Annotated in this window: 18 protein-coding genes; 12 read left to right on the top strand and 6 right to left on the bottom strand. The window is 74.4% G+C overall.

Annotated elements, in window-relative coordinates:
• The first annotated feature begins 203 nt into the window (after positions 1-203).
• From QA634_RS33035 to QA634_RS33015, 5 genes are all read left to right on the top strand, one after another.
• Positions 204-716 carry a PRC-barrel domain-containing protein gene (locus tag QA634_RS33035; RefSeq protein ID WP_012336177.1) on the top strand — a complete coding sequence of 171 codons (513 nt, stop codon included), beginning with the start codon at positions 204-206 and terminating at the stop codon, positions 714-716.
• 198 nt (positions 717-914) lie between these two features.
• Complete coding sequence (locus tag QA634_RS33030) at positions 915-1,100, top strand: ribbon-helix-helix protein, CopG family (RefSeq protein WP_043701849.1); 186 nt, start codon at positions 915-917, stop codon at positions 1,098-1,100.
• Complete coding sequence (locus QA634_RS33025) at positions 1,093-1,344, top strand: hypothetical protein (RefSeq protein ID WP_043701846.1); 252 nt, start codon at positions 1,093-1,095, stop codon at positions 1,342-1,344. Before QA634_RS33030 ends, QA634_RS33025 begins: the two co-directional genes overlap by 8 nt.
• A 296-nt stretch (positions 1,345-1,640) precedes the next feature.
• Positions 1,641-2,264 carry a LysE family translocator gene (locus tag QA634_RS33020; RefSeq protein WP_012336176.1) on the top strand — a complete coding sequence of 208 codons (624 nt, stop codon included), beginning with the start codon at positions 1,641-1,643 and terminating at the stop codon, positions 2,262-2,264.
• A 203-nt stretch (positions 2,265-2,467) separates the two neighbouring features.
• Positions 2,468-3,784, top strand: coding sequence for a GGDEF domain-containing protein (locus QA634_RS33015; protein ID WP_012336175.1), 1,317 nt, complete (start codon positions 2,468-2,470; stop codon positions 3,782-3,784).
• Positions 3,785-3,910: 126 nt separating this feature from the next.
• Here QA634_RS33015 and argE read toward each other — a convergent pair whose 3' ends face one another.
• Positions 3,911-5,080 (bottom strand): acetylornithine deacetylase, encoded by a 1,170-nt coding sequence (gene argE / locus QA634_RS33010; protein WP_012336174.1) that lies wholly within the window; start codon positions 5,078-5,080, stop codon positions 3,911-3,913.
• Between the two features lie 79 nt (positions 5,081-5,159).
• A complete protein-coding gene (gene apaG, locus QA634_RS33005; RefSeq protein ID WP_012336173.1) occupies positions 5,160-5,552 on the bottom strand; it encodes a Co2+/Mg2+ efflux protein ApaG in 393 nt (130 codons plus the stop codon).
• A gap of 173 nt (positions 5,553-5,725) precedes the next feature.
• Between apaG and QA634_RS33000 the strand changes: the two genes are divergently transcribed.
• The gene (locus tag QA634_RS33000) at positions 5,726-6,811 is read left to right on the top strand and encodes a 2'-deoxycytidine 5'-triphosphate deaminase (RefSeq protein ID WP_012336172.1); all 1,086 of its coding nucleotides are present in this window, start codon (positions 5,726-5,728) and stop codon (positions 6,809-6,811) included.
• A 12-nt stretch (positions 6,812-6,823) separates the two neighbouring features.
• On the opposite strand, the gene QA634_RS32995 is transcribed toward QA634_RS33000, so the two are convergent.
• Both QA634_RS32995 and QA634_RS32990 read right to left on the bottom strand, forming a co-directional pair.
• Positions 6,824-7,591 (bottom strand): glycerophosphodiester phosphodiesterase family protein, encoded by a 768-nt coding sequence (locus tag QA634_RS32995; RefSeq protein ID WP_012336171.1) that lies wholly within the window; start codon positions 7,589-7,591, stop codon positions 6,824-6,826.
• Positions 7,588-8,061, bottom strand: coding sequence for a RidA family protein (locus QA634_RS32990; protein WP_012336170.1), 474 nt, complete (start codon positions 8,059-8,061; stop codon positions 7,588-7,590). Before QA634_RS32990 ends, QA634_RS32995 begins: the two co-directional genes overlap by 4 nt.
• Before the next feature lie 222 nt (positions 8,062-8,283).
• On the opposite strand from QA634_RS32990, the gene QA634_RS32985 reads away from it, so the two are divergent.
• The 4 genes from QA634_RS32985 to mutS all read left to right on the top strand — a co-directional run bounded on the left by QA634_RS32985 (position 8,284) and on the right by mutS (position 14,518).
• Complete coding sequence (locus QA634_RS32985; protein WP_012336169.1) at positions 8,284-9,477, top strand: aspartate aminotransferase family protein; 1,194 nt, start codon at positions 8,284-8,286, stop codon at positions 9,475-9,477.
• Positions 9,477-10,421: an ornithine carbamoyltransferase gene (gene argF, locus QA634_RS32980; protein ID WP_012336168.1), complete on the top strand. Its 945-nt coding sequence runs from the start codon at positions 9,477-9,479 to the stop codon at positions 10,419-10,421. Before QA634_RS32985 ends, argF begins: the two co-directional genes overlap by 1 nt.
• A gap of 187 nt (positions 10,422-10,608) precedes the next feature.
• Positions 10,609-11,619 (top strand): Hsp33 family molecular chaperone, encoded by a 1,011-nt coding sequence (locus QA634_RS32975; protein WP_012336167.1) that lies wholly within the window; start codon positions 10,609-10,611, stop codon positions 11,617-11,619.
• A gap of 76 nt (positions 11,620-11,695) precedes the next feature.
• A complete protein-coding gene (gene mutS, locus QA634_RS32970) occupies positions 11,696-14,518 on the top strand; it encodes a DNA mismatch repair protein MutS (RefSeq protein WP_415926895.1) in 2,823 nt (940 codons plus the stop codon).
• Between the two features lie 281 nt (positions 14,519-14,799).
• On the opposite strand, the gene QA634_RS32965 is transcribed toward mutS, so the two are convergent.
• Positions 14,800-15,861: a sensor histidine kinase gene (locus QA634_RS32965; RefSeq protein ID WP_265576476.1), complete on the bottom strand. Its 1,062-nt coding sequence runs from the start codon at positions 15,859-15,861 to the stop codon at positions 14,800-14,802.
• A gap of 279 nt (positions 15,862-16,140) precedes the next feature.
• Here QA634_RS32965 and QA634_RS32960 point away from each other — a divergent pair, with 279 nt between their 5' ends.
• On the top strand, positions 16,141-17,472 hold the full coding sequence (locus QA634_RS32960) for an AmpG family muropeptide MFS transporter (RefSeq protein WP_012336164.1): 1,332 nt from the start codon (positions 16,141-16,143) through the stop codon (positions 17,470-17,472).
• A 54-nt stretch (positions 17,473-17,526) separates the two neighbouring features.
• On the opposite strand, the gene QA634_RS32955 is transcribed toward QA634_RS32960, so the two are convergent.
• Positions 17,527-17,970, bottom strand: a complete 444-nt coding sequence (locus QA634_RS32955; RefSeq protein WP_012336163.1) for an acyl-CoA thioesterase — start codon at positions 17,968-17,970, stop codon at positions 17,527-17,529.
• Between the two features lie 170 nt (positions 17,971-18,140).
• Between QA634_RS32955 and QA634_RS32950 the strand changes: the two genes are divergently transcribed.
• Positions 18,141-19,073 carry an EcsC family protein gene (locus QA634_RS32950; RefSeq protein WP_012336162.1) on the top strand — a complete coding sequence of 311 codons (933 nt, stop codon included), beginning with the start codon at positions 18,141-18,143 and terminating at the stop codon, positions 19,071-19,073.

Below are 19,073 nucleotides of genomic sequence, written 5' to 3'. Positions count from 1 at the left end.
TGAGAGGGTGACTGCGGGAGATGGTCCATAGGGCCGGGCGAGGCGCGGCTCAAGGGCGGGATCGCGACCGGCGGGCGCGGCGGCCCGGCCGGCGCCGCCGCGCCCGGGCGCCGCCGGCCGCTCGGGAACTTTGCGGAAGGTCGCCCGCTTGTCAGGCGTTTGCCGGTCGAATCCGGCCGGCCCGCCCGTTTCGGAGCCCTCGAATGCCTCGTCTCGCCCTCGCCGCCGCGCTCCTCGTCGCGGGCGCACTCTGCGCCGCCGCGCAGGACGCCAAGACCCCGTCCCCCGCCGACCAGCCCCCGCCCGCGCCGGCCTCCGCCGCGCCCGCCCGCGAGCCTACGGCCGTGCCCGCCGCCCCGGCCACCCTCGACAACGCCCTGCGACCGACCTTCGTGGCCCAGCAGCCGGACGAGATGGTGGCCTCCAAGCTCATCGGCCTGTCGATCCGCAACCGCGCCGACGAGACGATCGGCTCCGTCGCCGACCTCGTCCTCGCCCCCGACCTCTCGGTGAAGTCCTACGTGGTCGGCGTCGGCGGCTTCCTGGGCATCGGCACCAAGTACGTCTCGATCGCCCGCAGCGCGGTCGAGATCAGCCGCGTCGACGACACCACCCTCAAGGCCGTGATCGACACCGACCGCGACCAGCTCCGCGCCGCCCCCGAATACGTCTACCTCGCCAAGGCCGATGCCCGAAAGGGCGAGGCCAAGCCCTGAGCCAAGGCCGGTGCCCGGAAGGGCGAGGCCAAGCCCTGAGCCAAGGCCGGTGCCCGGAAGGGCGAGGCCAAGCCCTGAGCCAAGGCCGGTGCCCGGAAGGGCGAGGCCAAGACCTGAACCAAGCCCTGGCGGCCGGGCGGGGGCGGCGCGCCGCCCCCGCGGCTTGCGCCGCCCGTGCTAGCATGCTAGCAAATTGCGATGAGCGGACGGAACGACGGCCGCGGCACGCCGGAAGGCCGCACCAAGCAGCAATTCAACGTGTACCTGCCGCCCGACCTCGTCCGGCGGGTCAAGTACCGCGCCCTCGACGCGCAGATGTCCCTCTCGGACCTCGTCGCGGCCGCGCTGGAATCGTACTTGCAGCGAGGAGGACGGGATGGGTGACGGGGCAGCGGACCGGTTCGGTCTGCAGGTCCCGCCGATGGTGCACGTGGCGGAGCTCGCGCCCGCCATCGGCTTCTACGAGCGGCTCGGCGGGTCCCTGGTGTATGGCAGCCGGGACGGGGATTGGGCGCTGGTGCGCTTCGGCGGCTCGCTCCTCAGCCTGCTGGCGCATCCGCCCGGTCCCGGGGCGGGAGCGGTCGAGCTGCACTTCGCCAGCGCCACTTCGCCAGCGCCACTTCGCTAGCGCGGAGCCGCTGGAGCGGCTGGAGGCGCATCTGCGGCTGCGGGCGCCCGACCGCATCGCCCGGGGCGTTGCCGACGAGGCGTTCGGCCGTATGCTGACGCTGCGCGGGCCGGACGGGCTGCGGATCAAGGTGCTCGAACTGGACCGCGGCCTGATCGCCTGAGGGGCGCGGTCCCGGGCGTCGCCGCGCCGCCCGCGCGGATGACGGGCGGCGGCACGGAGGCGGCGATGGACGGTGCGGCGCGGGTGCGGGAGGCCTTCGCGGTCCGGCCGGGGCGCGAGCGCCGGGGCGGGGGATGATGCCCCTCGACCTCTACCTCGCCTTCGTGGCCGCGAGCGTCGTCCTGGTGCTGATCCCGGGGCCGAACGTGGCGCTGATCGTGGCGAACAGCCTCGCGCACGGCGCGCGGGCCGGCCTCGCCACGGTGGCGGGGACGAGCGCCGCGATGGCGGTGCAGCTCGCGCTGACGGCGCTCGGCGCGACGACGCTCCTCGCCGCCCTGGCGGGCTGGTTCGGCTGGCTGCGCCTCCTCGGCGCGGCCTACCTGGTCTGGCTCGGCCTGCGCGCGTGGCGCGCGCCGCCCCTCGACCTCGCGGCGGCCCGCCCCGCCCCCGGCGGCGCCCGCGCGATGATCGGGCGCGGGTTCCTCGTCGCGCTGGTCAATCCGAAGACGCTGCTGTTCTACGCGGCCTTCCTGCCGCAATTCCTGACCCCGGACGGCGACGCCCCGGGCCAGCTCCTGCTCCTCTGCGCCACCTTCCTGGCCATCGCGGCCGGCCTCGACAGTCTCTGGGCCGTCCTCGCGGGGCGGTTGCGCGGGGCGCTGCGCCTGCCCGGGCGCTGGCGCAACCGCCTCTCCGGCCTCGGCCTGATCGGGGCCGGGCTCGGCCTCGCGCTCGCCCGCCGGCCCGCCGGCTGAGCGGGCGGCGATCCGGCCGGACCGATCGGCACCCGGGGAGGGACCGGGCGTCATCGTCGCGTCGAGCAGCACGCTCGGTCAGTCCGACCCTCGGTCAATCTATCGAAGCAGAACCTCAGGACCGCAGACTATTTCGAGCGCGCATCAATCCTGCCTTAACGGTGGAGGGCCGATCGTGCCCTTAGAGCAGGCCGAGGGATGGATTGCCCCTCGCGGGGCTCATGGTGGGGGCGGAACGGCTGGCGATGGTGCGCTCCGGGAGAATTCGTTCCGACCGCGTGGCCGCGCTCCTCGACGCGCTCGGCGCGGAGGAGCAACGCCTCCTGCTTCAGGAGGCCGACGAGGCCCTGCGCCGCCGCATGGGCGCCGTCATCCTCCGCGGCCGCTTGGCGCGGCTGTTCGCCGAGAGTTCGCGGCGGGCCCGCGGCCGCATCGCGCGGGCGTGGCTGGCCGGGGTGGTGACGATCAGCCTGGTCACGATCGGGCTCGACATCCTGTTCAATCCCGGCCTGCTCGGCCCGTCGCTGGCGATGCGCGGCCTCGTCATCCCGACCCTCTACGGGGCGCTGATCGGGGTCTGGCGGCGCCCGCGGCCGGCCTGGATCGAGGGGCTGACCCTGCCTCTCGCGGTGGCCGCCATGATGGTGACGGCCGGCCTGCTCGGCCCGCTGACGCGGCTGGGCAGCCACGACTACCTGCTCTGCGGCCTGTTCGGCATCGCGACCGGGCTGGTGATCGTGCCGGTCCAGCTGCGCTGGACGGTGGCGGCGGCCGTCGTGGCGATCGGGATGTTCCTCGGCTTCGGGCTGGCGGGGCCGGAACCCTGGTCGCGGACCGCCGGGGTGACGCTCTACTGCGCCTGCGTGACCTACGGCATGATCGTGGCCCGGCACGCGATCAACAGCCTGCTCCAGCACGCCTTCCTGCTGCGGCTGAAGAGCGCCATCCAGGGCCGGCAGATCGCCGCCGCCAACGCGCGCCTCGCCGTGCAGGCCGACACCGACCCGCTCACCGGGCTGCTGAACCGCCGGGGCTTCGACGCGGCCTTCGCCGGGCTGTGGCGGGAGCCGGGGCGGGGCCGGCCCGTCGGCATCCTCCTCGCCGACATCGACGCGTTCAAGCGCCTGAACGACAGCGCCGGCCACGCCGCCGGCGACCGCTGCCTGGAGGCGGTCGCGGCGGCGATCCGGGCGAGCCTGCCGGAGGCGGCGCTCGTGGCGCGCTACGGCGGCGAGGAATTCGTCGCCCTGCTGGCCGACCCGGCGCCCGGCGAGCTCCTGCGCGCCGCCGAGGCGACGCGGGCCGCCGTGGCCGGGCTCGACCGGCCGCACCCGCTCGCCCCGGAGGGGATCGTCACGGTGAGCATCGGCGTCGCCGAGAGCGCCGGAGCGGTCGACCGCGACGCCCTCGACCGGCTGATCGCCGAGGCCGACCTGGCCCTCTACCGCGCCAAGGCGGAGGGCCGGAACCGGGTCAGCGCGGCCCGCCCGCCGCGACCGCCCGAGGCCGAGGCGGCGTGAGGGCGCGGCGGGCGGGACCGTGGCCACGGCCCCGGGCCGCCGACACTCTCGACGCATCGACGCAAGCCAGCGGCTTGGCGAAGGGCCGAGCCCGGAACCGGCGCTCATCGGGCATGAGCGTCGGGATCAGGCGGCGCAATCGCGGATGAGGCCGCGCAGGAAGGCCTCGCCCGCCTCGAAGGCCGCGACCGTGATGTACTCGTCGGGCTGGTGGGCTTGGTCGATCGAGCCCGGGCCGCAGACGATGGTCGGCAGGCCCTCGCGCTGGAAGCGGCCCGCCTCGGTGGCGTAGGGCACCGAGATCGTGCGGTTGCGCCCGGCGAGCCGCAGGCCCAGCCGCTCCGCGGCCGAGCCCGGATCCGGCGACAGCCCCGGCACGGAGGCGTCCCGCACCGTCTCGATGCGCCCGTAGGGGCCGAAGCGGTTCAGGCGCTCGCGCGCCACCGTCTCGGCGGCGGCCGCGAAGCGGCGCGGGACCTCGTCGAGGTCGAGGTCGGGCAGGCCGCGGAACTCCCACTCGAAGGTGCAGCGCCCCGGCAGGATGTTGCGCACGGTGCCGCCGCCGATCACCCCCACATGCACCGTCGAGTAGGGCGGATCGAAGCGGCCGCTCGGGTCGCCGCGGGCGATGAGCTCGTCGGCGATCCGGTTGAGCTCGGCCACGAGTTCGGCCGCCGCCATCACCGCGTTCGCCCCGAGGGCGGGCTTCGACGAGTGGGCCTCGTGGCCCAGCACCGTGGTCACGAAGGTGGCGACGCTCTTGTGCGCGTCCGCCACTTCGAGCCCGGTCGGCTCGCCGACGATCACGGCGCCCGGGCGCGGCAGGTCGATGCCGAACCGGGCGATCGCGTCCACGACGCCGAGGCAGGTGGTCTCCTCGTCGTAGGAGAGGAGCAGGTGGATCGGCCGGGCGAGGTCGGCGGCGAGCATCTCCGGCACGAGGCCGAGGCAGAGCGCGCAGAAGCCCTTCATGTCGACGGCGCCGCGGCCGTGGAGACGCCCCTCCGCCAGCCGCAGCCGGAAGGGGTCGCTCGTCCAGTCCTGCCCGGCGGGGGAGACCACGTCGGTGTGGCCGGAGAGCACGACGCCGCCGTCCCGCATCGGGCCGATCGTGGCGAAGAGCGCGGCCTTGTCGCCGGCGCGGTTGGGCACGCGGACGAACGGCACGCCGAGCCCCGCGAGGTACTCCTCCACGAAGGCGATCAGGGGAAGGTTCGACTTCTCGCTGCTCGTGTCGAAGGCAACGAGCCGCTCGAGCAGGGCGAGCGGCGTCAGGGTCGGGCCGGCATGGGTCATCGGGATCCGGAAGACGTGAACGAGGGCGCTGCGCAGCCTACGCGGCTCCGGGCCCCCGTCCAGCGGCGCGGCGATGCGCTCAGTGCATGACCCGGCGCACGTGCGGCACGTCGAGGGAGAAGGCCGGGATCGCTGCCTCGAAGCTCTCGCCGTCCGCCGTCGCCATCGTGTAGGTGCCCTCCATGGTGCCGTTCGGCGTCGGCAGCGGGCAGCCGCTCGTGTAGCTGAACGATTCACCCGGCCCGAGCACCGGCTGCTTGCCGACGACCCCGGCCCCGCGCACCTCCTGGAGGGCGCCCCGCCCGTCGACGATGCGCCAGTGCCGCGAGCGCAACTGCACCTTGTCACGCCCGTTATTGGTGATCTCGACCGTGTAGGCGAAGAAGTAGCGGCTCTCGTCCGGCGAGGATTCCTCCTCCACGAAACGGGGCGTGACGGTCACGCTGATGCCGCGGGTCTCGGCCTTGTACATCCGGGAGCCTCCGGGGTCGCGGCCGCCCCGAAAACCGGAGCCGCCGCCCAGCCGCGCCGTGGTACGGTCCGCCGCCACCCGCGTCAATCGGCAGCGCGGCGCGTGCGCATTCCGCCGGGACCTTCACGCATCCGAAAGGCCCGTCTACGACATTCGCCCGGAGAGGACCGGTCATGGTGGCGTTGCGCGACGGAATACAGGCGGCGGAGAGCATCGTGGGCCTGCGCGCGGCCGGGGTGATCCGCACCGAGGCGCCCTTCGCGGACGACCAGGTCCAGCCCGCGAGCCTCGACCTGCGCCTGGGGCGGAAGGCCTACCGGGTCCGCGCCAGCTTCCTGCCCGGCCGCACCCGGGACGTCGCCGCCTGCCTCGCCAAGCTCAAGCTGCACGAGATCGACCTGCGCCAGGGCGCCGTGCTGGAGACGGGCTGCGTCTACATCGCCGAATTGCAGGAGGGCCTCGCCCTGCCGCCCGACCTCGCGGCGAGCGCCAATCCCAAGAGCTCCACCGGCCGCATCGACGTCTTCACCCGGGTGATCACCGACCAGGCGCGCGAGTTCGACATGGTCGAGCCCGGCTATGCCGGGCCGCTCTTCGCCGAGATCTCGCCGCGCACCTTCCCGGTCCTGGTGCGCACCGGCTCGCGCCTGTCCCAGATCCGCTTCCGGAAGGGGTCCGTGCGCCTCGGCGACGAGGCGCTGGCGCGGCTGCACGCGCAGAGCCCGCTCGTCAGCGCGCCCGATCCCTCCTTCCAGGGCGGGGTGGCGGTGTCGGTGGACCTCGCGGGCTTCGACGGGCTGATCGGCTACAGGGCCAAGCGCCATACCGGCCTCGTCGACGTCGACCGGCCGCGCGCCTACCCGGTCGGGGAGTTCTGGGAGCCCCTGCGGGCGGACGGCTCGGGCACGCTGATCCTCGATCCCGGCCAGTTCTACATCCTGGCCTCGAAGGAATGCGTGCAAGTGCCGCCGGACTTCGCCGCCGAGATGGTGCCCTTCGACCCCCTGGTGGGCGAGTTCCGCGTCCACTACGCGGGCTTCTTCGATCCGGGCTTCGGCCATGCCGAGGCGGGCGGGGCGGGGGCGCGGGCGGTGCTGGAAGTGCGCTCCCGCGACGTGCCCTTCATGCTGGAGGACGGCCAGATCGTCGGGCGGCTGGTCTACGAGCGCATGGCCGAGCGGCCGGCCGCCCTCTACGGCGAGCAGGCCGGCTCGAACTACCAGGCCCAGGGCCTCAAACTCTCGAAGCACTTCGTGTAGGGGCGGGCCCCGTCAGGCCCGGAAGCCCTCGAACACCATCTGGTCGGCGTGGAGCCGCGCCCGCGCGACCTGCGCGGGCGTGCGCACGGTCCAGGTCATGACCGGGCGCCCGCCCAGCAGCCGGGCGAGGTGGGTGGCCGCGTTGGGCAGGTCGTCGACCCGCCAGGACAGGAAGTCCGGCCGGCTCTCGGCGAAGTGCAGGAGGTGGGCGAGGCTCGCCCGCGCCTCCGGGCTCATCCCCGCATAGGCGCCCTCCTCGGCATCGTTCTCCCGGCGGCTCTCGGCGACGATGCCGCGCGGCAGACCGGGCGCGAGGTCGGCAAGGGCCGCCACCACCGCCGGATCGAAGGATTTCAGCGCCACCGGCCCCGCATAGGCCGCCACCACCTCGGCGGTGCGGCGGGCGAGCGCGAGGTCGCCGTCGAAGCGCGACTTCACCTCGACGACGAGGGGCGTGCGCCCGGCGATGCGGGAGAGGAAGGCGGGCAGGGTCGGAACGCGCTCCGGGCCGCCCAGCAGGGAGAGCCCGGCGAGGTCGGCGGCGTCCCGCTCGCGCACCAGGCCGGGCGCGCCGCAGAGGCGCCCGAGCGCCTCGTCGTGGAACACCATCGCCTCGCCGTCCCGGCTCAGCTGGACGTCGCACTCGATCGCGTAGCCGAGGGCGATCGCCGCCTCGGCCGCCGCGAGCGAGTTCTCGGGCAGGCCGGCGGCGCGGTCGTGCAGGCCGCGATGCGCGATCGGCCGCGCGGTCAGCCAGGCGGGGGCGAGGGCCGGGGTCATCGGACTTCGAACATGCCCTCGACCTCGACCACCGCGTCGAGGGGCAGTTCGGCGACGCCGACCGTCGAGCGGGCGTGGCGCCCGCGCTCGCCGAGCACCTGCACCATCAGGTCCGAGGCGCCGTTCATCACCCCGGCGACGGCCGAGAAGCCCGGCGCCGTGTTGATGAAGCCGCCGAGGCGGATGCAGCTCACCACCGCGTCGTCGAGGTTCCCGACCGCCGCCTGGAGCTGGGCGAGCACGTTGAGGGCGCAGAAGCGGGCGGCCTCGGTGGCCGCCTCGGGGCTCACCTCGGCCCCGACCTTGCCCTTGTGGCGGGAATCGAGCTGGCCGTCCGGCCCGAAGCAGAGCTGGCCGGAGACCACCACGAGGTTGCCGGCCCGCTTGAACGGGACGTAGTTCGCCACCGGGGCGGCGGCCGGGGGCAGGACGAGGCCGAGATCCTTCAGGCGGTCGAACGTGGCGCTCATGCGGGTCTCCCAATGTGCGTCGAATCGGTGGCGGCTGTCTCGCCCGAGGAGGGCCCTCATGGCAAGCCTGCCACAGGCAAGCGGCGGGGCGCCGCCGCCGCGCGGGCCCCGGCGTTGACAGGCCGGCCCCGATCCCTAGTATTCGCGCGCGTGCCGCCCTTCGAGGCGGCGCTTTCTTTTTGGCCGCCTTTCTGCGGGGGCGGCCGCGACGGAGACGGAATCGTGACGTCCGCCCTCTTGCCGACCTATGCCAGGGCCAAGGTATCGTTCGAACGCGGGGAGGGCGCGTGGCTCGTCGCCCGAGACGGCTCGCGATACCTCGACTTCGGCGCCGGCATCGCCGTCAACGCGCTCGGCCACGCCCACCCGCACCTCGTCGAGGCGCTGACCGAGCAGGCGCGCAAGGTCTGGCACGTCTCCAACCTGTTCGAAATCCCGGAAGGCGAGCGCCTCGCGCAGCGCCTGATCGACGCGACCTTCGCGGACGTGGTGTTCTTCTCGAATTCCGGCGCGGAGGCGAACGAGGCCGCCATCAAGATGGCGCGCAAGTACCACGCGGCGGGCGGGCACCCGGAGAGGTTCCGGATCGTCACCTTCGAGGGCGCCTTCCACGGCCGCACCCTGGCCACCATCGCGGCGGGCGGGCAGCAGAAGTACATCGAGGGCTTCGGGCCGAAGGTCGAGGGCTTCGACCAGGTGCCCTACGGCGACCTCGACGCGCTCGCGCACGCCATCACGCCCGAGACCGCCGCCCTGATGATCGAGCCGATCCAGGGCGAGGGCGGCCTGCGGGTCGTGTCGCCCGAATTCCTGCGCACCCTGCGCGGCCTCTGCGACCGGCACGGGCTCCTCCTGATCATGGACGAGGTCCAGACCGGGATGGGGCGCACCGGCAAGCTCTTCGCGCACGAATGGTCGGGCGTGACCCCCGACATCCTGTCGGCCGCCAAGGGCATCGGCGGCGGCTTCCCGATGGGCGCCTGCCTCGCGACGCGCGAGGCGGCGCGCGGCATGGTGGTGGGCAGCCACGGCACCACCTTCGGCGGCAACCCGCTCGCCATGGCGGTGGGCAACGCCGTCCTCGACGTGGTGCTGGCGCCGGGCTTCCTGGAGCAGGTGCGCCGGACCGGGCTGCTGCTCAAGCAGCGCCTCGCGGCGCTCAAGGACCGGCATCCCGGCGTGATCGCGGAGGTGCGCGGCGAGGGCCTGATGACGGGCCTGCGCTGCGTGGTCCCCAACACCGAGTTCGCCGCGGCGGCGCGGGCCGAGCACCTGCTGGTGATCCCGGCCGGCGACAACGTGGTGCGGCTCCTGCCGCCGCTGATCATCGGCGAGGCCGAGGTCGCCGAGGCGGTGAACCGCCTCGAGGCCGCGTCCTCCTCCCTCGAAGCCACGATGCGGGGAGCCGCCGAGTGATGAACGGCCCCTTCACGACCGGTCCGCGGCACTTCCTCGACCTGACGGACCTCTCCGCCGGCCAGCTGCGCGGCGTGCTCGACGCCTGCGCCGACCTGAAGAGCCGCCGCCGCAAGGGCCAGCCGCCGGCCGAGCGCCCGCTCGCCGGCAAGATCCTGGCGATGGTGTTCGACCGCCCCTCGACCCGCACCCGCGTCTCCTTCGACGTCGCCATGCGGGAACTCGGCGGCGAGACGCTGATGCTCACCGGCAAGGAGATGCAGCTCGGCCGCGGCGAGACCATCGCCGACACGGCGCGCGTCCTGTCGCGCTACGTCGACGCGATCATGATCCGCATCCTCGACCACGACATGATGCGGGAACTCGCCCGCCACGCCGAGGTCCCGGTGATCAACGGGCTGACCAAGCTCTCGCATCCCTGCCAGATCATGGCGGACGTGCTGACCTTCGAGGAGCATCGCGGGCCGATCCGGGGCCGGACCGTGGCGTGGTCGGGGGATGCCAACAACGTCCTCGCCTCCTGGGCGCATGCGGCGGCGCGCTTCGAGTTCCGCCTGCGGATCGCGACCCCGCCGGAGCTCCCGGTCAAGCCCGAACTCCTCGATTGGGCGCGGGCCGAGGGCGCCCAGGTCACCGTCACGGCCGATCCCTTCGAGGCGGCCGCCGGGGCGGACGCGGTCGTGACCGATTGCTGGGTCTCGATGGGCGACGAGGACGAGGCGCACCGCCACAACCTGCTGATGCCCTACCAGGTCAACGGGGAACTGATGCGGGCCGCCGCCAAGGACGCGGTCTTCATGCATTGCCTGCCGGCCCATCGCGGCGAGGAGGTCACCGCGGAGGTGATCGACGGGCCGCAATCGGTGGTGTTCGACGAGGCCGAGAACCGCCTCCACGCCCAGAAGGGCATCCTCGCCTGGTGCCTCGGCGCCGTGGAGGCGTGAAAAGCGGCGGGCGGCTCCCCATATCGGGTGGACAGGCCGGTCTCTCGACGCGGCGGTTCCACCCCGAGCGCTTCCCGCGACCCCGCCGTCCCCGGCGGGCGCGGAGCCGTGGAGCCGCGCCGCCGGGAGACCATCGATCCGTTCGAGCGCGCCGGCGCGGCGTCCCGCCCCCGGCCCCGGAGAGGACATGAGCTCCGACACCCCCCACGACACCGATCTCCCGGCCGAGGGCCGCGACGACGTGGTGCTGCCCTTCGCGGTCGAGCCCCTGGACGTGCGCGGCCGCATCGTGCGGCTCGGCCCCGCGGTCGACACGATCCTGCGCCGCCACGGCTATCCCGACCCGGTCGCCCGGGCGCTCGGCGAGGCGGCGGCGCTCACCGTGCTGCTGGGCGCCTCGCTCAAGTTCGAGGGCCGCTTCCAGCTCCAAACCAAGACCGACGGCGCGGTCGACATGGTGGTGGTGGATTTCGAGGCGCCCGACCGCCTGCGCGCCACCGCCCGCTTCGACGCGGAGCGCCTCGCGGCGCTGGGCGGCCGCCAGGGCACCGCGGACCTCCTCGGCCAGGGCCACCTCGCGCTCACCATCGACCAGGGCTCGGCCCAGAGCCGCTACCAGGGCGTGGTCGCCCTCGACGGCCAGGGCTTCGAGGAGGCGGCGCACCAGTATTTCCGCCAGTCCGAGCAGATCCCGACCCGGGTGCGCCTCGCGGTGGCCGAGCGGCTGGAGGAGGGGACGCGCAGCTGGCGGGCCGGCGGGCTGCTGGTGCAGTTCCTGCCGCAATCCCCCGAGCGGGCCCGCGCCGCCGACCTGCCGCCCGGCGACGTCCCGGAGGGCCACGCGCGCCTCGACGAGCGCGGGGTGCCGGAGGACGATGCCTGGGTCGAGGCGAAGTCCCTGGTGGCCACCACCGAGGACCACGAACTCGTCGACCCGACCGTGTCGAGCGAGCGCCTGCTCTACCGCCTCTTCCACGAGCGCGGCGTGCGGGTCTTCGGGGCCCAGGGCGTGCACGAGGCCTGCCGCTGCTCGCGCGAGCGGGTGATGACCATGATCCGCCGGTTCTCGGACGAGGACCGGCGCGACATGGTCGGCGAGAACGGCCGCATCGGCATCACCTGCGAGTTCTGCTCGCGCCACTACGACCTCGATCCGGCGGAGGTGGAGGCCGAGATCGCGGGCGGCGCCCGGCACTGAGGCGGACCCGATGATCCCCGGGGAGAACTCGGGCCTCGCCTGGAAGGACCGGGACCGTCTGCTAGAGTCCGGGCCGATGACGATGGACAGCGATTTCGGCCGGCGCCCGACCCGCGACGAGCCCCACGAGCCGGCGCAGGACGCCCCGCCCCCGCGCGGGCGGCGCGGCGCGCCGCCGCCCGCCGAGGCGGTGGCCTCGCCCATGATGGCGCAGTACATCGAGATCAAGTCGGCCAATCCGGGCTTGCTCCTGTTCTACCGGATGGGGGATTTCTACGAGCTGTTCTTCGAGGACGCGGAGATCGCCTCGCGGGCGCTCGGGATCGTGCTGACCCGGCGCGGCAAGCACGCGGGGGCGGACATCCCGATGTGCGGGGTGCCGATTGACCGGGCGGACGATTACCTGCAGCGGCTGATCGCGCTCGGCCACCGGGTCGCGGTCTGCGAGCAGACCGAGGACCCTGCCGAGGCGAAGAAGCGCGGCGCGAAATCGGTGGTGCGGCGCGAGGTCGTGCGCCTCGTCACCCCCGGCACGATCACCGAGGAGCGGCTGCTCGACCCGGCCCGCGCCAACCTGCTGGTGGCGCTGGCCCGGCGGCGCGCCTCCGAGACCGGCTGGACCTACGGCATCGCGGCGGTCGACATCTCGACCGGCCGCTTCACCCTCTCGGAGGTGGACGGCGCCGGGCTCGCCGCCGAACTCGCCCGGCTCGACCCCCGCGAGATCGTGGTGGCGGAGGCGATCCACGCCGATCCCGACCTCGCGCGGCTGTGGCGCGACACCTCCGCCTCGGTGACGCCCCTCGGGCGCGGCGAGGCCGACCCGGCCTCGGCCGAGCGGGCGCTCAGGGAGCAGTTCGGCGTCGCCACCCTGGACGGGTTCGGCGCCTTCGGCCGCGCCGAGGTGGCGGCGGCCGGGACCGTGCTGCACTACATCGCCCGCACGCAGCTCGGCGCCAAGGTGCCGCTCGGCCCGCCCGCGCGCCACGCCGCGGGCGGCACCCTGCTGATCGACGCGGCGACCCGGGCCAATCTCGAACTCACCCGCACGCTCTCGGGCGAGCGCGCCGGCAGCCTGCTGGCGGCCATCGACCGCACGGTCGGGGCGGCCGGCGCCCGGCTCCTCGCCGAGCGCCTCGCCAGCCCCTCGACCGACCTCGCGCTGATCCGGCGCCGCCAGGACGCGGTGGCCTTCCTGGTCGCCGAGGGCGGCCTGCGCGCCGAATTGCGCGCCGACCTCGCCCGGGCGCCCGACATGGCGCGGGCGCTGTCCCGGGTCGGGGTCGGGCGGGCGGGGCCGCGCGACCTCGCCGCCCTGCGCGACGGGCTCGACGCGGCGCGCAGCATCGCGACGCGCCTCGCCGGGGCGGGCGCGCTGCCGGCCGAGATCGGCAAGGCGGCGCGGCTCCTCGCCAGCGTCGGCGACGGGCTCGTCGAGACCCTGCAGGGGGCGCTCGCCGACGACTTGCCCCTGTCCAAGCGCGACGGCAACTTCGTGCGCGAGGGGCACTCGCCCGAACTCGACGAGGCGCGGGCGCTGCAGAGCGATTCCCGCCGCTTCGTCGCCGGGCTGCAGACCCGCTACGCCGAGGAGACCGGCTGCCGCACCCTGCGCATCAAGCACAACAACCTGCTGGGCTTCTTCATCGAGGTGCCGCAGGCGGTCGGCGAGACCCTGCTCAAGGATCCCTGGCGCGGCACCTTCGTGCACCGCCAGACCATGGTCGACGCGATGCGCTTCACCAGCGTGGAGCTCGGGGAGCTGGAATCGCGGATCGCCAACGCGGCGGGCCGGGGGCTGGCCCTGGAACTCGCGGCCTTCGAGGCGCTCGCGGCCGCCGTGATGGGGCGGGCGGAGGCGATCACCGCCGCGGCGACCGCGCTCGCGGCGCTGGACGTGGCGGCCTCGCAGGCGGAGCTCGCGGTCGAACTCGGCTGGGTCCGGCCCGTCCTCGACGAGAGCCTGACCTTCCGGGTCGAGGGCGCCCGCCACCCGGTGGTGGAGGCGGCCCTGCGCCAGGCGGGCGAACCCTTCATCGCCAATTCCTGCGATCTGTCGGGGGAGAGGGCCGGCCCCGGCCGCGAGGCCGGCTCCGGCCGCGAGGCCGGCTCCGGCCGGGAGGCCGGCAGGATCCTGGTCGTCACCGGCCCGAACATGGGCGGCAAATCGACCTTCCTGCGCCAGAACGCGCTGATCGCGGTGCTGGCCCAGATGGGGGCCTTCGTGCCGGCGCGCGCGGCCCATCTCGGGCTGGTGGACCGGCTGTTCTCGCGGGTCGGCGCGGCCGACGACCTCGCGCGGGGCCACTCGACCTTCATGGTCGAGATGGTGGAGACCGCCGCGATCCTGAATCAGGCGACGCGGCGCTCCCTCGTGGTTCTCGACGAGATCGGGCGCGGCACCGCGACCTTCGACGGGCTGTCGATCGCCTGGGCCTGCCTGGAGCACCTGCACGAGGTGACGGGCTGCCGGGCGCTGTTCGCGACCCATTTCCACGAGCTCACGGGCCTCGCCAAGCGCCTGGAGCGGCTGTCGAACGCGACCCTCAAGGTCACCGAGTGGGAGGGCGACGTGGTCTTCCTGCACGAGGTGGTGCCGGGTGCCGCGGACCGCTCCTACGGCCTGCAGGTGGCGCGGCTCGCGGGGCTGCCAGCCTCGGTGATCGCCCGCGCCAAGGTCATCCTGGCCGACCTGGAGAAGGGGGAGGGTGGGCGCGGGCGGCGGCCCCCGGCCGAGCTGCCGCTGTTTTCCGCGCTGCCGCCGGCACCGCCCGCGCCGCCCCCTGCCCCGAAGGCCGATCCCCTGCGCGACCTCCTCGACAGCCTGGATCCGGACGGGCTCACCCCGCGCGAAGCGCTCGACGCCCTCTACCGGCTGAAGGCGGCGCGGAAGGCGTGATCCGGCATCCGCCTGATCCGTTCAGACTTGCGCCGCGCTTGGGCACGATCTCGGCCTCCGGCGTCTTGTTTCGATGTGCGCGGGGTGGGCGTCGGACGGAGAGCTGGCAATCGGTCCGGCATGGCATCCGGCCAGGGCCGGCCACGATTTCGGCTGCGCTGATCGGATCGCCAGAACATAGTCTTTAAATCGGATTGATCCCTTCGGGATGACGGATGTGGGCGTCGCTCAAGCGCCGCGCGGGCGATGCGCTTCGAACCCGCGCGGCGATCCAGGGTCAGCTATCCGCCGTCCGGCAGCACGATCCGGGCCCGCGTGCCCCCCGGCATCGCATCCCAGGTGAGCGTGCCGCGCAGCTGGCGCACCAGCATGGCGACGAGGCTGAGCCCGAAGCCCTCCCGCCCGTCGCCCTCGGGCGAGAAGCCGATCCCGTCATCGGCGACCTCCAGCACCAGCCCGTCCGCCTCGCGGGCGGCGCGGATCCGCACCCGGCCGGGCCGGCCGTCCGGGAAGGCGTGGCGGGCGGCGTTGCTCGCCAGTTCGTGCAGGAGGAGCCCGACCGGCACGGCCTGGACGGCGGGGACCAGCACCGGCGCGACCTCCGCGGCGACCGTCACGCGGTCCCGCTCGACGCCCGCCGCGACCTCGCCCGCCAATTCCTCGGCGAGGGCCCCGAGGTCGAGGCGGCGGTCCTCGTCCCGGCCGGCGAGGTGGCGCTGCACCGCGGCCAGGGCGCCGATCCGCTCCGCCATCCGGTCGAGGACGGCCCGCGAGGCGGCATCCGGCGCCCGGCGGGCGCGCAGCAGCACCAGCGAGGCGACGACCTGCAGGGTGTTCTTGGCCCGGTGGTCGAGTTCGTGCAGCAGGGCGGTGCGCCGCTCCAGGGCCGCCTCGAGATCGGCGAGCCGCTCGGCCGGGACCGGGGCGGCGAGTTCGCTCACCACCGCGAAGGCGTGGCGCGCCCCCGCCGCGTTCCGCACCGGGCTCACCGCCACCGACAGGCGCAGCCGCGCGCCGTCCTTGCGCAGGCCCTCCACCTCCGCCCGCGCACGCACGCCGCGCGTCGCCGCCGAGCGCAGCCGCGCCGCGGCGAGCCGCCCGGTGCCCGGGCCGCGCAGCAGCCCGCAGCCGCGCCCCAGCAGCTCGTCGGGCGCGTAGCCGGTCAGCTGGCAGAAGGCCTCGTTCACGAAGGCGATCGGGTGGCCGGGCGTCGTCGCCTCGACGAGCGCCATCGGCACGCCGCTCGCGCGGATCGCCGCCGCGAACGCGTCGTCGAGCCCGGGCGCCTCGGCCCCGGGCCGCTTCTCCGCACCCCTGGTCGATCGTCGGGCCGCCCCGGCCATCGCCTCGCTCCGCCCGCGCTGCCCGGCGCCGCGGCGCCCCGCCATCCGGAGCGGGCCGCCTCCGGAAACACGACTGTTCCATGAGCGAACCACCCGGACAACCTTCGGTTCCAGGGCCACGCGGCCTCTTCCCAACGGTTTTTCGCCAACGGTTTTTCGCCGACGGCCTCTCGGGCCGGATGGTCCCGCCGCCCCCGGTCCGCGTTAACGGCGCAGCAACCATCATGCAGCCTCACTCCTCTGGCGGAGTGCGGCGCGAAGGCTGAGGACGAGGTTGCGATGACCACCGGCTGGCTCGAGGGCACCCGCCAGACCCTGCGCGACGTCGTGCGCGACCGCCGCATGGCCCTGATGCTGCTCCTCGGCTTCGGGGCGGGGCTGCCGATCCTGCTCGTCTTCGCGACCCTGTCGGCGTGGCTGCGCAGCACCGGGATCGAGCGCTCCAGCATCGGCCTGCTCAGCTACGTCTCGCTCGCCTACACCCTGAAATTCCTGTGGGCGCCGGTCATCGACCGCTTCGACCTGCCGGTCCTGGCGCGGCTGCTCGGGCGGCGGCGGGGCTGGATGCTGGCCGCGCAGCTCGCCGTGGCGGGCGCGCTCCTCGCGATGAGCCAGGGCGATCCCACGCGCTCCCTCGGCTACATGGTGGTCTGCGCCCTGACCATCGCCTTCGCGTCGGCGACGCAGGACATCGTGGTCGACGGCTGGCGGATCGATTCGGCGCCGCCCGAGCGCCAGGGCATGATGCTCGCCGCCTACCAGCTCGGCTACAGCCTCGCGCGGATCTGCGCGGGGGCGGGCGCGCTCTACCTCGCCGACGCGTTCGGCTGGAAGCCGGCCTACGGCACCATGGCGCTCCTGATGCTGATCGCGATCGCCGGCTGCCTCGCCGCGCCGAAGGTCCAGGCGGCCGACCCGCCCGCCGGGCGCGGCTGGCGCGCGGCGCTGCGCGAGGCGGTGGTCGAGCCCTTCGCCGACCTCGCCGCCCGCAAGGGCGCGGGGCTCGCCCTGATCCTGCTCCTGATCACCCTCTACCGCCTGCCCGACATCGTGTCGGGGATCATGGCCAACCCGCTCTACATCGACATGAAGTACTCGCTCAGCGAGATCGCCACGGTGTCGAAGGTCTACGGCGTGTGGATCGGCATCGCCGGGGCCTTCGCGGGCGGGATCGCGGTGAGCCGGCTCGGGCTCCTCAACGCGCTCCTGATCGGGGGGATCGCGGCGGCGAGTTCGAACCTGATGTATGCCTGGGTGGCGGTGGCCGGGCACAACCTGCCGCTCCTCATCGGCAGCATCAGCGTCGAGAACTTCGCGGGCGCCTTCGCGGGCACGGCGCTGATCGCCTACATGTCGAGCCTGACCTCGCCGGCCTTCGCGGCGACGCAGTACGCGCTGCTCTCCTCGCTCTACGCGCTGCCGGGCAAGTGGGTGGGCGGCCTCTCGGGCTTCGCCGTCGACGCCGTCGGCTACCCGACCTTCTTCATCCTCACCTCGGCGACCGGCATCCCGGTCGTGGCCCTGTGCCTCGCGCTCCGCTTCCTGCCCGAGGAGCCGTCCGCCGCACCCGAGGCGGATCTCGGGGGCGGGGGCGTCACCTTGCGCGCCTGAGCGGGGTGAGCGAAGCCGACATCCGCATGGCGACGCCATCCGGCGGATGTCGGATCAGACCGACCACGGGCCGAAGCTGCCGTCATCGGCGGGGGCGGGCGGCTCGGGCGGCACCGGCCGCGACCGGCGGCTCTCGTCGATGGCCACGAAGGTGAAGAGGGCCTGCGTGACCTTGATCGTCTCCTCGCTCTCGCGGGCGCGGCGCCACGCCTCGATCTGGATGCGGATCGAGGAGCGGCCCACCGCGACGATGCGGGCGTAGAGGCTGACCTCGTCGCCCACCAGGACCGGCTGCAGGAAGGTCATGCCCTCGACCGCGATGGTGGCGCAGCGCCCCCGCGCCCGGCGGGCCGCCACGTTGCCGGCGGCGAGGTCCATCTGGGCCATCAGCCAGCCGCCGAAGATGTCTCCGGCCGGGTTGGTGTCCGCCGGCATGGCGATGGTGCGGATGACCGGGGCGCCCCAATCGGGCACGCTGGCGGGCGGGTCGGTGGCCATGGGGACCGCGTCTCTCGGCTGCGTGAGGAGCCCCTTCGTAACCGACCTCGGCCGCGAGGGCGACCGCCCCGGCGTCCGAGGGGGGTGCGGGGCGGCCGTCGGGCCCTTGCGGAACCGGCCCCGGCATCGCCAGCTTTCATCCGTCCTGGTCCCATCCCGAGGTTCGCGCCGTGACCGAGATCGTCGCCGTCGAGACCGCCCCGCTGCCGGCCCCCCCTCCCGCGCCCGAACCGCTCAGCGACGCGGACCGCGCGGCGCTGCGGGCGGCGGTGGCGGTGCTGGAGCGTCCGAGCTTCGCGGCCCGGCTCTCGGCCATGGCGGGCGCCCCCCTCGACATGCTGGGCCGGGCCCTGCCCGAGGCGGTGACCGAGACCATCACGCAGGCCACCGAGGGCGCCATGCGGGGCGCGCTGAGGGTGGCGGTCGCGACCCTGCCGCGGGCGGGGGAGGCGCAGGCCGTGGTGCCGGCCGAGGCGGCCGAGCGGCCCTCCCTGCGCAGCCGCGCCCTCGACCTGCTGGAGCGCTACCCGCCGGGGGATTTCGGCCACAAGGCGCTGGCGGCGGTATCGGGCGCGGTCGGCGGCGCCTTCGGGCTGGCGACGATCCCCGTGGAACTGCCGCTCACCACGACCCTGATGCTGCGCTCCATCGCGGAGATCGCCCAGCGCGAGGGCGAGGACCTGCGCGAGCCCGAGGCGGCGCTGGCCTGCCTGCAGGTCTTCGCGCTCGGCGGCCGCGGCGGACCGGAGCCGAGCCCCACCGACAGCGGCTACTTCGCGGTGCGCGGCATGCTGGCCAAGACGATGTCGGAGGTGGCGCGCTACGCGGCGGGCCGCGGGCTCCTCGACGAGAGCGCCCCGGCGGTGATGCGCTTCGTGGCGCAGGTCGCCGCACGCTTCGGCCTCGTCGTGTCGCAGAAGGCCGCCGCCCAGGCGGTGCCGGTGGTGGGCGCCCTCGGCGGCGCGGCGGTGAACGCGGCCTTCATGGACCATTTCCAGGCCATCGCCCGGGCCCACTTCACCGTGCGGCGGCTGGAGCGGCGCTACGGCAAGGAGCGGGTGCGGGAGGCCTACGAGGCGGAGCGGGCGGCGCTGGCGGGGTGA

Source organism: Methylobacterium sp. CB376, from assembly GCF_029714205.1.
In the GTDB taxonomy this organism is placed as follows: Bacteria; Pseudomonadota; Alphaproteobacteria; order Rhizobiales; family Beijerinckiaceae; genus Methylobacterium.
This window is presented reverse-complemented; position numbering and strand designations above follow the sequence as displayed.

What these genes read in the sequence shown, in the direction of transcription:
- QA634_RS33035 (WP_012336177.1), top strand. Translation starts at nt 204, where the DNA reads ATGCCTCGTCTCGCCCTCGCCGCCGCGCTCCTCGTCGCGGGCGCACTC.
- QA634_RS33030 (WP_043701849.1), top strand. Translation starts at nt 915, where the DNA reads ATGAGCGGACGGAACGACGGCCGCGGCACGCCGGAAGGCCGCACCAAG.
- QA634_RS33025 (WP_043701846.1), top strand. Translation starts at nt 1,093, where the DNA reads ATGGGTGACGGGGCAGCGGACCGGTTCGGTCTGCAGGTCCCGCCGATG.
- QA634_RS33020 (WP_012336176.1), top strand. Translation starts at nt 1,641, where the DNA reads ATGATGCCCCTCGACCTCTACCTCGCCTTCGTGGCCGCGAGCGTCGTC.
- argE (WP_012336174.1), bottom strand. Translation starts at nt 5,080, where the DNA reads ATGACCCATGCCGGCCCGACCCTGACGCCGCTCGCCCTGCTCGAGCGG.
- apaG (WP_012336173.1), bottom strand. Translation starts at nt 5,552, where the DNA reads ATGTACAAGGCCGAGACCCGCGGCATCAGCGTGACCGTCACGCCCCGT.
- QA634_RS33000 (WP_012336172.1), top strand. Translation starts at nt 5,726, where the DNA reads ATGGTGGCGTTGCGCGACGGAATACAGGCGGCGGAGAGCATCGTGGGC.
- QA634_RS32995 (WP_012336171.1), bottom strand. Translation starts at nt 7,591, where the DNA reads ATGACCCCGGCCCTCGCCCCCGCCTGGCTGACCGCGCGGCCGATCGCG.
- QA634_RS32990 (WP_012336170.1), bottom strand. Translation starts at nt 8,061, where the DNA reads ATGAGCGCCACGTTCGACCGCCTGAAGGATCTCGGCCTCGTCCTGCCC.
- argF (WP_012336168.1), top strand. Translation starts at nt 9,477, where the DNA reads ATGAACGGCCCCTTCACGACCGGTCCGCGGCACTTCCTCGACCTGACG.
- QA634_RS32975 (WP_012336167.1), top strand. Translation starts at nt 10,609, where the DNA reads ATGAGCTCCGACACCCCCCACGACACCGATCTCCCGGCCGAGGGCCGC.
- mutS (WP_415926895.1), top strand. Translation starts at nt 11,696, where the DNA reads ATGACGATGGACAGCGATTTCGGCCGGCGCCCGACCCGCGACGAGCCC.
- QA634_RS32965 (WP_265576476.1), bottom strand. Translation starts at nt 15,861, where the DNA reads ATGGCCGGGGCGGCCCGACGATCGACCAGGGGTGCGGAGAAGCGGCCC.
- QA634_RS32960 (WP_012336164.1), top strand. Translation starts at nt 16,141, where the DNA reads ATGACCACCGGCTGGCTCGAGGGCACCCGCCAGACCCTGCGCGACGTC.
- QA634_RS32955 (WP_012336163.1), bottom strand. Translation starts at nt 17,970, where the DNA reads ATGGCCACCGACCCGCCCGCCAGCGTGCCCGATTGGGGCGCCCCGGTC.